Genomic DNA, 13,590 nt, shown 5'->3' on the forward strand with positions numbered 1-13,590 from the left:
CCACGTCAGGGAGAAAACCGGTTCTGATCACACCCCTTGCTGACTGTCACAGCCGGATGGCGAGCCTCCGCAGCGCTCGGCGTCAGCACTGCGACAGGTCGGCGAGTCTTTGAGGAGGTTGCCTGATGACTTTGCGTGGCGAGCGGCTGCGCCTCCAGGAAGTTGCTGTCGGCAGAGGCGGGATACGGCGGTGTCCCTGTGCGCTCGCGCAGCGGACCGATGCCGATGGCGGCGCTCGGAGCGAGTCCATGCGGTCGCGGACCGTGCCGCCGTCCTCCGGGGCGGCGACCATGCCGTGTCGGCGAGCCGTCGCGCCGTGTGCGGAGGCGGTCTGATGAATCTCGGGCTGTCAGACCGTACGGCCCTCGTCTGTTCCTCGACGGGAGGCATCGGCGAAGCGATCGCCAGAACCCTGGCCGAGGAAGGAGCCAGCACAGTGGTCTGCGGCAGGCGGGGGCAACGGGCGACCAAGATCGCCGCGGGCCTGCCCAGCGCAGTCGGCGTCGAGGTGGACAGCCTCTCGGAGGACGGCCCGGCGAAGCTGTTCGAGGCAACGGTAGCGGCATTTGGTCCACCCGACGTCCTCGTACTCAACGGGCCCGGGCCCAAGCCGGCACCTGCGGTCGATGTCGATTCCGCTGACATCGACGCAGCGCTCGACGCAACGCTGCGCCAGCACATCCGACTCGTCTCGCTCGCGCTGCCGGCGATGCGTGAACGCGGTTGGGGCCGAATCCTGGCGGTGGGTTCCAGTGGAATCGCCGCTCCCTTGCCGAACCTTGCGCTGTCGAACCTCGGGCGCGCTGCGCTGGCGGGGTACTTGAAGACGCTGGCTGCCGAGGTCGCCGCGGACGGGGTGACCGTCAACCTCTTGCTGCCTGGCCGAATCGAGACTGACCGCACCGCTGCTGTCGATGCCTCGAACGCCGAGCGTTCCGGGCGTACCACCGCCGAGGTGGAAGAGGCATCGATCGCGACGATTCCGGCTCGCCGCTACGGTCGCCCCGACGAATTCGCCGCAGCCGCCGCCTTCTTGTGCAGCGCGCCGGCGTCGTACGTCACCGGGACGGCTTTGCGTTGCGACGGCGGCCTCGTGCGCAATCTGTAATCCGGAACCACCCCAAGTCAGCCGACCAGGTCCCGCTCTCGATGCGGCGGTCTCTCAGACGACCGGCGGGCAGAACAGCAGTGGCTCCGCACACAGCCAACCCCTTCCAACTGCAAGCAGCCAACATCGCCAACAACACAGAAGGAGTCCACATGACCGCCACTCAGGAAGAGGTCGTCGCCGGTCTCGCCGAGATCGTGAACGAAATCGCCGGCATTCCGGTCGAGGACGTCCAGCCGGGCAAATCCTTCACCGACGACCTCGACGTCGACTCGCTGTCCATGGTCGAGGTCGTAGTCGCCGCCGAAGAGCGCTTCGGCGTCAAGATCCCGGACGACGAGGTCAAGGACCTTCAGACCGTGGGCGACGCAACGGGCTACATCCTCAAGCACCAGGCCTGATCCAGGACCGGAGCTTGCTGGCGGCCCCCTCGGCGGTGGTCCCGGTGCCACCCGAATCATGGAGTAGTTCGCCGTGAGTCCTGCCGATCTCACCGCTGCCGCCACAGCCGTCGGTACCGTCCTGAGTTCCTCGCCTTTTGACACAATCGCCGCAGAGCCGCGTCTTGATCACCTGCTGCCAACTGGACGCTCTGCCGTGTCCGTTGGTGGTCGACGCTGCTCTGGCCCCGCATGGCAGGCAGGACGCGTCCTCGTCACCTGCCTACTTCGTCACGTGCTGGGTCTGGCATGCATGCACGACCGCCACACTGGAGAGACGTGTGAACCACATCACCCTGTCCCTTATGGACCCTCAGTCGCCCTTGGTGACCATGCGCTGCCGGAGTTACGCCGGATTCGCCGGTCGGCTCGCCGGCATCAAGGGCCGTACGTCTACCGCCATCGACGGCAGTGCCGATGCTGCCTCAGCGCTGACAGGACTCGCGGCAGCCAGTGCACTGACCTGCAAAGGTGAGCCGCCCCTCACGGGAGAGATTCAGTACGTGCCGACCCGCGCGGCACGGGAGCGCGTCGGGGCCGAAGAAGATGGCATGTGGCCGCAGTCCGTAGCGGCTCGTCAGCGTAAGGCCATCCGCCGCACAACGGGTGCCTTGTTTACCTTTCCGCTGGAGAACCCCGAGCACTCGGATCCCACGCTGGAGGTCTTCACCACCGACTGGTCACCCAGCCCCGCGGCATGCGCCATCGCCGTGTATCCGGGGCACCCGCTGAGTTCTGGTCTGCCTGCCGGTCGCAGTTTTGCCTTCACGGGCCGGTACTGCCGCCATCCCCTTACCGGCGACCTGCTGCCGATCTGGACCGCTGCCTGGGTCAAGCCGGAATTCGGTACCGGTGCCGTCCTCGTCAACCCGGGGCACGACGGGGCTGACCTGGCCTTCGGCCGGGAGGTCGGCCTTCCCGTTCGCTTCGCCCTGGCTCCTGCCAGTCACGACGGCAGCCCGGAGACCTGGCTCACACCGCCCGTGGTGAAGGCCGGGACAGCCATTCGGACCGGAGCCACCGACGGGCTCGACGTACCAGCGGCACAAGCGGAGTACTTCCGCATCCTCGCGTCCCGTGAACTGGCCTGTGAATACACGGACTTCGGGGCGGGTTCCTTCGCAGTCGCCACGTTCACCGCTGAGGGCGCGGAAAAGATCCACTGGGATCAGGAGCGTCGTACTGTCGTGTCGGCCGGTCAGCAGGACGGCGGCAGCCTTGTGCAGGTGAATCCGAGGGCGATCCTCGCTGCACTGGACCCGATGACGCGTCAGGCAGAACTCAGCGTGGTAGGCCCGTCGTCCGCGATCGAGTCCGATTTGCTGGCACTGAGGCTGCTGCTTGCCGAGCCGGAATCTGGGCCGATGCCTGAGCGCGCCCCCGACGTCGTGCTTGTCGGCCAGGTCACTGGGAAGTCCGATGGCGTCGAGCAGGACGTCCTCGAACTCACCATGCTGACGGCTGCGGCGGCTCAGGAAACCTTGTCCATCAAACCCCAGCAGTTGGAGACTGCGCAGCGCTTCCTGGACGTGCACGCGGCTCTCGCCGAGTTGGGCCAAGTCCCGGACGGCGACGCCGAAGCCGCTACCGCGAAGGCTGCCGGTCAAGTCAAGAATCTTCTCCAGCGCGGGGACACCAAGCAAGCCTTCACGCACCTCTACCGGCTGCAAAAGACCCTGGCGAAGGGTGACACGCCTGTTGAGGGCGCGCTCGTTGCCTACGAGGCGCTCGCCTGGGTCGTCGCCGGACTGAACAGCCGCTATTCCCCCGACCAATTGGGTGCTGCCTGGGAACGCATCTGACGCTCAGGTCGGCCGCGCCGAACCGGCGCGGCCGACCTGGCCTCACCCCGCTGACCTTGCTGACGCCGTGAGGGCTGGCCGCGGTGGAGTTGACCGTGGCGGTCGGACTGTGTCCTGGGCATAGCAATCGAATGACAGGCCAAGTCAGAGGCGATGGCTCCGTAGCCATCAGTGACCGGCCAAGATCTGGGAAACGATCACTTGCGACTTGGGGAACGATCTTCAGACGTCCGTAATGTTGCTGGTCAGACGTACTCGTGAACACCCAACCGCAGGTCAGAGCCCCCGTCGGAGAGGAGTTCCGGCGGGGGCTCTGCCGTGCCGTACAGCAGCGGAGTACGGCTGCTGCTGCGTTGGGTGACCTGACGCCCCCGGGATCTGCCGGACGTGGCAGTCGCCGTGTACGAGCGGCTGGGTGAGGCGCGGCGGCCCAAGCACGCCTGGAACCGGCTGAGTTGGGGGGACCTGGCTCCGGCGCGGCGGGCGTGCAGCGTCCCTGCGGCGTGGGTGTGAGGGGGCACCGGAGCCCTCCGGAGACCGGCCCGCAGGTTTCAGTCCAGGCAGAACTCGTTGCCCTCGGGGTCGGCCATCACGATGAAGCCGGCGCTGAGCGGGGGAGCGGGCTCGTCGCGGCGCAGCCGGGTCGCTCCCAGCGCGACGAGCCGGTCGCACTCGGCTTCGAGCGCCGCCATCCGTTCCTCTCCCTCCAGGCCGGGAGCCGCGCGGACGTCGAGGTGGAGGCGGTTCTTGGCGACCTTGTCCTCCGGTACCTGCTGGAAGAACAGCCGCGGGCCGTGCCCGTCCGGGTCCTCGACGGCCGATCTCGTGTTGCGCTGCTCCTCGGGCACGCCCACCCGCGCGAGGAAGTCGTCCCACGCGGCCAGCACGTCGGCGCCTTCGGGCAGGTCGGCTCCGGGCGGGGCGGGGTGGATGTAGCCCAGCGCGTCGCGCCAGAACGTCGACAGTGCCCGCGGGTCGTGGGCGTCGAAGGTGACTTGGATGTGACGGCTCATCGGGTCACTCCGTTCGAAGTGGGTTCGTGTGCAGGTAGAGGTCGCGCAGGAGGCATACCTCGGAAAGGTGGTGGATCAGCTCGCGGTGGATGTGCAGCACCAGATCGGCCATGGTCAGTTCGGGGTAGGGCTCCTCCGGGCCGACCGGGGACCGGAGTCCGCTCTCACCGAGCGCCCGTACCCCGGCCAGCCAGACATCGAGCTGGGTCCTGAGCTGGTCCAGCGCGGTGGCCGCGTCTCCGGCGTACTCCCAGGTCTCGTACGAGGCGGCGGGCGCGCCGAAGTGCGAGGCGTTGCGTGCGGCGAGCACGCCGACGAGAACGTGACCGAGCCGCCAGGCGATCGTGGTGAACGGTGTCGGGACCGGTTCGGGGAATGCGTAGTCGATGGTGAATTCCCCGGCACCGGCTGTGACGGGCGCCTTCGATGTGCCGCGCGGCCGCACGCTCCAGGCGTTTGGTACAGGCGACCAGAAGTACTCGTCGTCGGAGAGGCCTTCGAGCCGCTCCCGGAGCTGATGGTTCCAGTGGAACTGCCACTGCTCGCACAGGGTCCGGTTCCATCCGGATTCGGATGTGTCCATGGAGGCACCCTGACACCGCTTGCGGACAGGTACTGTCCGCCTTCCTGGTCCCCTCGCCGATTGACGGCCGCGACGCCGGGGGATGTGAGGCGCTCGGGTGCTCTCGGACCGGGGATGCGCCGCCGGGGACCGGCGCGGTGTCAGCGCACGAGGCAGGGGCGTTTGCTGTCGAACGTCCAGCCGGGGACGAGGTGTTGCATCGCGGCGGAGTCGTCTCGCGAGCCCAGCGCCTTTTCCCGGTGGAGCTCGTGAGCAGCGAGGAGCCGGTCCATGTCGACTCCGACTCCGAGGCCCGGGGCGTCGGGCACGGCGATCTCGCCGTCGGCGATGCGGGGCGGGTCGGTGGTCAGCCGCTCCAGTCCTTCCTGCCAGATCCAGTGCGTGTCCAGCGCGTTGTACTCGCCGGGGGCCGCCGCACCGCAGTGGGTCACCATGGCGAGGGAGATGTCGAAGTGGTTGTTGGAGTGGCATCCCCAGGTGAGGCCCATCGCGTTGCACAGCTGAGCCACCCGTACCGACCCCTGCATGGTCCAGAAGTGGGGGTCGGCGAGGGGGATGGAGACCGACTGGAGGGCCAGGGCGTGGGTCAGCTGCCGCCAGTCCGTGGCGATCATGTTGGTCGCCGTGGGCAGGCCGGTGGCGCGCCGGAACTCGGCCAGGATCTCCCGCCCCGAGTAGCCGTCCTCCGCTCCGCAGGGGTCCTCGGCGTAGGTGAGGGTGCCTACCAGCGGCCGGCACAGTTCGGTGGCCTCGCGCAGCGACCAGGCGCCGTTCGGGTCGAGCGTGATGCGGGCCTCGGGGAAGCGCTCCTTGAGCGCGCGCACGGCACGTACCTCCTCGGAGCCTTCCAGTACGCCGCCCTTGAGCTTGAAGTCGCGGAAGCCGTACAGGTCGTGGGCGGCCTCGGCCCGGCGGACGATCGCCGCGGGCGTGAGGGCCTCCTCGTGCCGGATGCGGTACCAGTCCACTGCCGAGCCTGGTTCGCGGACGTACTCCAGATCTGTGCGGCCCGGGTCGCCGACGTAGAAGAGGTAGCCGAGGACGCGCACGGAGGCCCGCTGCTGCCCGTCGCCGAGGAGGGCGGCGACGGGGACGTCGAGGTGCTGTCCGAGGAGGTCGAGCAGGGCCGACTCGACTGCGGTGACGGCGTGGACGGTCGTACGCAGGTCGAAGGTCTGGCTGCCCCGCCCTCCCGTGTCGCGTCCCGCGAACCGGTCGCCGATCTCGCGCAGCACCCGCTTGTAGTCACCGGTCCTCGCCCCGACGACGAGGGGGCGGGCGTCGCGCAGGGTCTGCGTGATCTTCTCACCGCCCGGGACCTCACCGAGCCCCGTGCGTCCTTCGGAATCCTCGAGGACCACCACGTTGCGGGTGAAGTACGGGCCGTGCGCGCCGGAGAGGTTCAGCTCCATGCAGTCCCGGCCGGCGACCGGGTAGACGGAGAAGCCGGTGACGGTCGGCTGCTTCATGGCAGTGAACCTCCAGGTGAGCGGCGGCAGTTGGCTGCGGTGGGGCGGTGTGCGTGGTCGAGGTGCGGGTGGTGGGGCGTGCGCCGATCACCCGGGGTCCTTCCGTCCGCGTGCCGTCCGTGCCGTTCGGGCGGCGTGGTGGCGATGTGGCGTGGTGGCGGCGTGGCGTCAGAGGCTGAGGCCGTCGACGGCCCACTCGAGTGCCAGGACACCGCCGAGACCGAGGACGGCCAGGACGGTCGTGTAGGTGGTGCGGGCCTTGATGGCGTCGATGACCGAGAGGTTGAAGTACTCCTTGAACATCCAGAATCCGGGGTCGTTGACGTGCGAGAACGCGATCGAACCGCAGGAGACGGCCAGCACCATCAGCTCGGGCTGGATTCCACTGCCGGAGAGCAGCGGCAGCACGACCCCCGACGCCGTGACGACGGCGACGGTCGCGGACCCCAGCGCGATACGGAGGATGACGGCGATGAGCCACGCGAGAATGATCGGCGAGATGGGCCATCCATGGGTGAGGTCCTTGATGTAGTCGGAGATGCCGCCGTCGACGAGGACCTGCTTGAAGGCGCCGCCGGCGCCGATCACGAGCAGGATCATCGCCATCGCCCTGGCCGCCGAGGAGCAGGAGGCGCTCACGTCCGCCAGGCTGCGTCCGGTCCGGGGCCCGAAGGCCCATATCGCCAGAACCAGCGTGAGCAGAAGCGCGATCGGGGCCGAACCGATGAACAGGACGAAGTTCAGCAGTGAACTCGGCCCGGAGACGGCCATGTCCGTGACCGCGGCGCCCGCGATCAGCACGACGGGGAAGAGGGCCACGGACAGGGACCACCCCAGGCCGGGCATCTCCTCTTCCTCGAACACGCGGTCACTGACGAGGCCTTCGGGGATGGAGGGGTTCATCGCCTTGACGAACGGGAGGCGGGGCCACATCAGGGCGATGAGCGCACCGGCGGGCACGGCGATGAACAGCCCGTAGAACAGCGTCAGACCGACGGACGCGTGGAACGTTGCGGCCACGGCGACGGGGCCCGGGTGGGGCGGGAGGAAGCTGTGCATGGTGGAGAGCGCGATCGACATCGGAAGCCCGACCCACAGCAGGTTCTTCCCCGTGACCCGCACGATCGTGAACGCGATGGGCACGATGATGACGAAGGCGACCTCGTAGAACATCGTGACGCCGATGAGCATGGCCGTCACCACCATGGCCACCTGCACCCAGCGGGGGCCGAACGCTCCGAGGAGCTTGCCGGCTATTCGCTGTGCGGCGCCGGAGTCCCCCATGACGCGGCCGACCATGGCGCCCAGGCCGATGGTGAGCATCGTGTCACCGATCTGGTCACCGATGCCGCCGGCGAGGACCTCCGGGATCTTCGCCGTCGGGATTCCCTGGACGAGCGCGACGCCCACCGCCACCAGCAGCAGTGCGGCGAAGCCGTTGAGGCGCAGCTTCGTCATGAGGAAGAGCAGGATCAGAACGCTGATCCCGACTACGAGGAGAGGCATCTCAGTTCCCCTTCGAACTGTGGGGGCCGGGGCGTGGGACGCGCCGGGGTACGGGTGGGGTGCGGTGCGTCAGGTGGTGCGGGAAGGCGGGCCCGGCAGCGCCGGTGCCGGTTCTGCGGCACTCACCTTCGTTCAGAATGTTGAACGCGCTGAACTCCTCGGCTGCGTGGGCGGGCGAGCCGGTGCCCGGTCCGGTGGCCGGACGGGCCCTCGGACACGTGGGCTGCGGCGCAGGGGCGAAGCTCTCGCCGTCAGGGAAGCGGAAGCTCGCGGCGAGGGAGGGCGGAGCGTCTCTGCCGACGTGGCCGCGGAGGCGTCCTGCGGCTTCTTTGGACCCCGCGTCGATCTGCGCCATGAATCCTCGCTCCGTACATGGACGGCGTTTATATATGAGAATGAAGGCTAAGATCGTGAACTCGCGTGGGTCAATGGGTGCGGAGCCGCGGATTCCCCCGGCGTGCGCGGGGGCGGGAGGAGGTCCGAGGCGGTACGGCAGCAGGCCCGTATCCCCCAATGCGTCGCCGCCGTACGGCAGTTGAGGCACAGGGGGAGCATGTCGCGCGGCGGACCTCGCCGGCTGGACGCACGGCGAGGGCGGTCGACGGCAACGGCAAGGGGTGCGACGGCCGTCCCGGAATGCGCAGGACGCGCTGCGAGACCTGCACCGTCATGGCGGTCATGTGCCGTCACGACGGTCCCGCGCCGTCACGGCCGTCGGAGAGCCCCTGGTCCCGGCATCGCAACTGCCCGTCCGGTGGCACCACTTGACGGCAGGGGCAGGGGCAGGGGCAGGGGCAGGGCAGGGCCCCGGGGCCGGTCGGTCAGGCCGTGCCCACGAGGATGTGCCGAGCGTACGGTCGCGGTGCCGGCGCGCTCATGAGTGGCAACGCAGGGGAGTCCGGGGCTGCCGGTGTCCCGGGAGTTGTCCGGAGGGCGGACCGCTAGGAGCGGCCGTGGCCGCCGTGGGCTCTGCCGCGTTCGATGGTGCCGCCGTACTTCGCCTGGATCGGTCCCAGCTTCGACGGTTTCACCGTCACCACGAGCCAGCGGGAGCCGACGAGGTAGGTGCCGCCGTAGTCCTTCGAGTAGTCCAGCCAGCCGCGCTTGGCGCGGTTGTCCTTGAACGTGACGAAGGTGTAGGTGGTCTTGCCAGACTTGCAGACGCCCAGGCGGTAGTCCTCGACCTTCTTCTGGATGTCGGCCTTGCACTTGAGTGCCGAAGCGAGCTTCTCCACCGTCGGAGGCTTGGAGGACTTCGCCACCGCGGCGGTGCCCGAGTCCCCGCTGCACCCGCCGAGCAGCGCGACGGCCGAGGCCGCCGCGAGTGCCGGGAGGGCGAGCCTGCCCAGCCGCCTCGGCCGGGCTCCCAGTGGCGCCCCCTCGTCGCGCCGCTGGGTGCTGCCGGCCTCGGCTGGTGACAACTGGTCTCTCATCAGCGCTCCCTGGGACTGAGAAGGCCCCACGACTCTAGATCGCGTCCTCGGCGCGCGGGCGTCTTTGTCACCGTCGTGAAGGGTTACCGGCGCTGCCGGGGAGCAGTGTGTTCGATATGCTGAGCAGAGGGTATTTGGGGGTTTTTGTCCGTCGGTTGCACCATGGATGCAGCGGGACCGTAACTGCGACCGCCGGAGGTAGAGCACTGTGCCGAAGTTCATGGACGTCACGCGCGGAATGACCGGCATCACGGCGGAACAGCTCGACGAGGCCCACCGGGCGGATCTGGCCGCCGAGCATGCCGAGGGCGTGCACTTCGAGCATGTCTGGGCCGACCCGGGAAGCGGGACCGTGTTCTGCCTGTCGGAGGCGCCCTCCGAGGACGCGGTGCGGCGCGTGCACGAACTGGCCGGGCACCCCGTGGACGAGATTCACCCGGTGCCGCTCCGAGTGTGAGCGAAGGGGTGGTCCGCGTTGACGGAGGTCAGGAGCCCGGGCGGGACGGGCCGGCGGCGGTCGGGCGGTGTCCTGACAGGTGCGACAGGAAACTGACAGAGCGCTGGCAGGAGGCAGTGTCATGACATTCGTTCAGCTCATCGAGTACGAGACGGACAGGCCGGAGGAACTCGACAAGATCTTCGATCAGTGGATGAAGGACACCGAGGGCAAGCGGACCGTGATGCACGAGATGCACGGTCAGGACCGTGACAAGCCCGCCCACTTCGTCGACATCGTCGAATTCCCCTCGTACGAGGCGGCGATGGAGAACAGCAAGCTTCCCGGGACGCAGAAGAACGCGGAACGGGTTCGCGAGCTGTGCACGTCGGAGCCCCGCTTCGTGAATCTGGAGGTGAAGCGCGAGGACATAAAGCAGAAGTGACCTGAGAGTTGCAACCGGCTGCCCGCTACCCGACGTGGCGGGCGGCAGCCGTGTCCGGACGGTGCGTGAACGCCGCCGCGCGGGGGTTGTGGCTCAGCAGCGCCTCGGTGAGGCCGTGCTCGTTCGGGTAGTCCATGGGGACGATTCCCAGCCCCTGCCAGGCCGCGTTCCCGGGCGAGCCCAGCAGATCCCGGACGCGCGGATTGAGCCGGTCGGCGTTGGAGCGGGGCGGGAGGAGCGCCGCCGTACTGACGTAGTTGACGTACAGCTTGCCCGGGCGGCCGACCGCCTTGCGGAACTGCTCCTCGATCAGGGGGTACTTGGCGCCGGGCTCCTCCATGTACGCGTCCTGGATGTCGAAGAGCCGCTCGTCCCCGTAGCGCACGCCGGGCAGCCCTTCGGAGTCGCCGAGCAGGACGACGCCGCCTCGCGCGGTGCCCAGGTTGGGAAGTTCCGGGCCGAGCCGGAACAGTGAGCGCCAGCCCCGGTTGTCCAGGTAGTCGTCGAAGACGAGCCGGAACTGCTCGGCGCTCTCCTCCGAGTACTCCTGTTTCACGCGCATCAGGACCGCCTCGGACGGGTGGGCGGCGAGGAAGTCGCGGCAACTGACCAGCACGTCATCGAAGTTGAGGTGCTGGTAGGAGGGCCCGTGGTGGATCGTGAACGAGCCTTCGAAGAGGCGGCAGCGGATGTCGAGGAAGCGGATGCCGGACGAGAGCTGATCCGCGATCGGTGTGTTCTGGCACTCGGTCCACGGACCGCCGTGGCGGGCACCGGAGTTGTGGGTGCCTGGGATGGTCAGCTCGCGCAGGAGAGAGCCGTCCGGGAGTTGTGACATCCACGTTTCCGGTCCGGCGCGTCCGCCGGTCCCGGTGGCTGCCGCGTGCGCCTCGCCCGCCGTCGTGGCACCGGCCAGTGCGGTGAGGGTGAGTGCCGATGTGCCCCGCAGAAACGTACGGCGGTTCATTGTCATGACAATGGTCATGACAATGATGGAAGCACCGGACACCGGCTTTGCACAGGCGCGATCACGCCTTCGTGCCGCCCCGCCGTCCTGTACTACCCGCCGAGTCTCGCGGCGCACGCCCGGCGCAGCCGCGCCGCGAGCTCCGCCGACTCCTCGGAAGACATGGACAGCACGCCGTTCTCCGTCATCAGTGCGTGGAACTGCTGCTCCCGGTAGGGCACTCCCTCCGGCAGCGGCGCGACGTGCCAGTGCAGATGCGCGTTGCCCTGCCGGCTGCCGAGCGACAGCAGATACGTCCGTTCCGGCGCGAGCACGTCCTCCACGCCCAGGGCCACGCCGCGCAGCACACGCATCAGGCGCAGATACGCGGGTTCGTCCAGGTCGCGTACGACGTGCTCGACGTGCCGCTTCGGAGCGACGAGTACCTTGCCGGGCAGCGTCGGCCAGCGGTCGAGGAACGCGATGTGCTCCTCGTCCTCGTATACCGCCTCGTGGGCGAACTCCGGGTCACCGGCCACGAATGCGCACACGAAGCAGGGCCCGGAGCGGGTGCGGAACTCGTACGCGTCGAGGTCCATGGGGTGCCGGTCCGCGCTCATGGGGTCGCACCGTCTCCTTCCGCCTCGGCGATTCTCGCGCCGAGCGGAGCTCTCCCGCCCGCGCCCGGCCTCGCGCGTCCCGTGCGGGAGGGGCGGATGACGGATTCGCTCCCCACCGGGGTGAAGCCCGCTGCGAGGAAGGCGCGGAGCGACCGGGCGTTGCCGGGGGAGACGGCTGCGAAGACGGGCTCGCCGGCGGGCACCAGGGAGAGGGCGTCCCGGACCAGGGAGCGGCCGAGACCGCGGCCCGCGTTTCCTGCCGTGTCATGGAGTTCGGTGCTGATCTCGCGTCGTCCGGCCAGGCCCTCGGCGAGGGTGACCAGTCCGCGCTCGTCGCCGAACGTCCTTACGTCCGTGCGTAGTTCGCGTGCGTGCAGGACGCGTGGGTGGTCCTGCAGGCAGGGGCGTCCGGGCAGCCGGGGTGTGCCGCCGGTGCCGCGGGCGGTCAGCGTGGCGTCGACGCAGCCGATCGTGCCGGCCGGCCCGGCGAGGGCGCGCAGGACGTCCGGGGAGAGGGAACCTCCGAAGCCGTCGGGCCTCATGGCCTCCACCTCTTCCGCCGGGAGCGATGTGGCGATGACGGCGTGCCCGGTGAAGGCGACGGAGCACTCCAGGCCGCGTGGGAGGGGGCCGAGCACGGTCACGCCGCCGTCGGCGGGCGGGAAGCGTCCCCCGGCTGCCGCGAGGAAGAGGCCGAGCAGGGGGTGCGGGCCGGCCGGGCCGGCCGGGGCAGCCGTCATGCGGGACGCCGCCCGGCAGAACCCGCAACGGCCGCGCTGCCTGCGCCGGTCCCCGGCATGCGCCTCACGGTTTGCGCCCCACGCCGCAGACGGCGTCCACCGGTCCGTCCGCCCCGGCCGCACGTGCCGCACGCGCCGCCTCGTGCGCGTCGGCCGGGTCGGGGCGCCACTCGGAGGTGCTGACGATGCCGGGCTCCACCAGTTCCAGGCCGTCGAAGAAGCTCGCGATGTGGTCCGGGCTGCGCAGGTGGTACGAGCTCGCGGAGTTCTCGTTGTAGGCGGCGATGGCCTCGTTGAGGGCCTCGTCGGTGTCCGTCCCGTCGCTCAGGGCGAGATGGCTCCCGGGCGGAAGCGGGTCCATGAGCCGCGCCACGACGGAGGCGGGGTCGTCGGAGTCGGGGATCTGCCCCATGGTGCCCAGCAGCGTGAGTGCGACCGGTTCGCCGAAGTCCAGCGTCCTGCTTGCCGCTTCGAGGATCGCGGCGGGGTCGCGGACATCGGCGTCGACGTAGTCGCAGGCGCCCTCCCTGGTGCTGGTGAGGAGTGCCTGCGCGTGGACGAGTACCAGCGGGTCGTTGTCGACGTAGACGATCCTGCTCGCGGGAGCGACGCGCTGTGCGACCTCGTGCGTATTGTCCGCGGTCGGCAATCCCGTGCCCACGTCGAGGAATTGACGTATTCCGGCCTCGGCCGCCAGGTGGTGCACGGCGCGCACGAGGAAGCGGCGCTGGAGGCGGGCGATGCGCGCTATCCCGGGGAACAGCTTGAGGATCATGTCGCCCACGTCGCGGTCCGGGCGGTAGTTGTCGCGTCCGCCCAGCAGGTGGTTCCACACGCGTGCCGAGTGCGCGGTGTCGGCCTGGATCTTCTCTGCCAGCGGGGGGTCCTCGGGAGACTGCATGGAGTCACCCTCACACGGACGAGTGAGGAGCTGAACCGCTTTCCGCCCCTTTCCAGGGGCCTCACCGGGGGCCGGGCCCGGGGCGCCGGACAGTGGACCGGCTCCTCTCCCGGCCTTGTGGGCAAGGCAGTTCGACGGGCCTTCGTGG

The 13,590-nt window shown here is 69.2% G+C and carries 14 protein-coding genes; 5 read left to right on the plus strand and 9 right to left on the minus strand.

Annotated elements, in window-relative coordinates:
• Positions 1-334 precede the first annotated feature (334 nt).
• From H180DRAFT_RS02530 to H180DRAFT_RS02540, 3 genes are all read left to right on the plus strand, one after another.
• Positions 335-1,108 carry an SDR family oxidoreductase gene (locus H180DRAFT_RS02530; RefSeq protein ID WP_055484252.1) on the plus strand — a complete coding sequence of 258 codons (774 nt, stop codon included), beginning with the start codon at positions 335-337 and terminating at the stop codon, positions 1,106-1,108.
• A gap of 152 nt (positions 1,109-1,260) precedes the next feature.
• The gene (locus H180DRAFT_RS02535; RefSeq protein ID WP_055484253.1) at positions 1,261-1,509 is read left to right on the plus strand and encodes an acyl carrier protein; all 249 of its coding nucleotides are present in this window, start codon (positions 1,261-1,263) and stop codon (positions 1,507-1,509) included.
• Positions 1,510-1,829: 320 nt separating this feature from the next.
• Positions 1,830-3,350, plus strand: coding sequence for a class I tRNA ligase family protein (locus tag H180DRAFT_RS02540; RefSeq protein ID WP_055484254.1), 1,521 nt, complete (start codon positions 1,830-1,832; stop codon positions 3,348-3,350).
• A 551-nt stretch (positions 3,351-3,901) separates the two neighbouring features.
• On the opposite strand, the gene H180DRAFT_RS02545 is transcribed toward H180DRAFT_RS02540, so the two are convergent.
• From H180DRAFT_RS02545 to H180DRAFT_RS02570, 5 genes are all read right to left on the minus strand, one after another.
• The gene (locus tag H180DRAFT_RS02545; RefSeq protein WP_055484255.1) at positions 3,902-4,363 is read right to left on the minus strand and encodes a VOC family protein; all 462 of its coding nucleotides are present in this window, start codon (positions 4,361-4,363) and stop codon (positions 3,902-3,904) included.
• 4 nt (positions 4,364-4,367) lie between these two features.
• Positions 4,368-4,946 (minus strand): DinB family protein, encoded by a 579-nt coding sequence (locus H180DRAFT_RS02550; RefSeq protein WP_055484256.1) that lies wholly within the window; start codon positions 4,944-4,946, stop codon positions 4,368-4,370.
• A 140-nt stretch (positions 4,947-5,086) separates the two neighbouring features.
• On the minus strand, positions 5,087-6,415 hold the full coding sequence (locus tag H180DRAFT_RS02555) for an enolase C-terminal domain-like protein (protein ID WP_055484257.1): 1,329 nt from the start codon (positions 6,413-6,415) through the stop codon (positions 5,087-5,089).
• Positions 6,416-6,583: 168 nt separating this feature from the next.
• The gene (locus tag H180DRAFT_RS02560; RefSeq protein ID WP_055484258.1) at positions 6,584-7,921 is read right to left on the minus strand and encodes a gluconate:H+ symporter; all 1,338 of its coding nucleotides are present in this window, start codon (positions 7,919-7,921) and stop codon (positions 6,584-6,586) included.
• Positions 7,922-8,862: 941 nt separating this feature from the next.
• Positions 8,863-9,354 (minus strand): hypothetical protein, encoded by a 492-nt coding sequence (locus H180DRAFT_RS02570; protein ID WP_139151349.1) that lies wholly within the window; start codon positions 9,352-9,354, stop codon positions 8,863-8,865.
• A gap of 208 nt (positions 9,355-9,562) precedes the next feature.
• Between H180DRAFT_RS02570 and H180DRAFT_RS02575 the strand changes: the two genes are divergently transcribed.
• A complete protein-coding gene (locus H180DRAFT_RS02575; RefSeq protein ID WP_055484261.1) occupies positions 9,563-9,811 on the plus strand; it encodes an SCO4226 family nickel-binding protein in 249 nt (82 codons plus the stop codon).
• Between the two features lie 121 nt (positions 9,812-9,932).
• Positions 9,933-10,235, plus strand: coding sequence for a hypothetical protein (locus H180DRAFT_RS02580; protein ID WP_055484262.1), 303 nt, complete (start codon positions 9,933-9,935; stop codon positions 10,233-10,235).
• 25 nt (positions 10,236-10,260) lie between these two features.
• On the opposite strand, the gene H180DRAFT_RS02585 is transcribed toward H180DRAFT_RS02580, so the two are convergent.
• The 4 genes from H180DRAFT_RS02585 to H180DRAFT_RS02600 all read right to left on the minus strand — a co-directional run bounded on the left by H180DRAFT_RS02585 (position 10,261) and on the right by H180DRAFT_RS02600 (position 13,442).
• Positions 10,261-11,220 carry a phosphatidylinositol-specific phospholipase C gene (locus tag H180DRAFT_RS02585; RefSeq protein ID WP_254665826.1) on the minus strand — a complete coding sequence of 320 codons (960 nt, stop codon included), beginning with the start codon at positions 11,218-11,220 and terminating at the stop codon, positions 10,261-10,263.
• Between the two features lie 74 nt (positions 11,221-11,294).
• Complete coding sequence (locus tag H180DRAFT_RS02590; protein ID WP_254665827.1) at positions 11,295-11,801, minus strand: HIT family protein; 507 nt, start codon at positions 11,799-11,801, stop codon at positions 11,295-11,297.
• The gene (locus tag H180DRAFT_RS02595; protein WP_254665828.1) at positions 11,798-12,541 is read right to left on the minus strand and encodes a hypothetical protein; all 744 of its coding nucleotides are present in this window, start codon (positions 12,539-12,541) and stop codon (positions 11,798-11,800) included. Before H180DRAFT_RS02595 ends, H180DRAFT_RS02590 begins: the two co-directional genes overlap by 4 nt.
• Positions 12,542-12,605: 64 nt before the next feature.
• Positions 12,606-13,442: an SAM-dependent methyltransferase gene (locus H180DRAFT_RS02600; RefSeq protein ID WP_055484264.1), complete on the minus strand. Its 837-nt coding sequence runs from the start codon at positions 13,440-13,442 to the stop codon at positions 12,606-12,608.
• Between the last annotated feature and the right edge of the window lie 148 nt (positions 13,443-13,590).

The sequence above is a fragment of the Streptomyces sp. WMMB 322 genome, assembly GCF_900090145.1.
Lineage (GTDB): Bacteria > Actinomycetota > Actinomycetes > Streptomycetales > Streptomycetaceae > Streptomyces.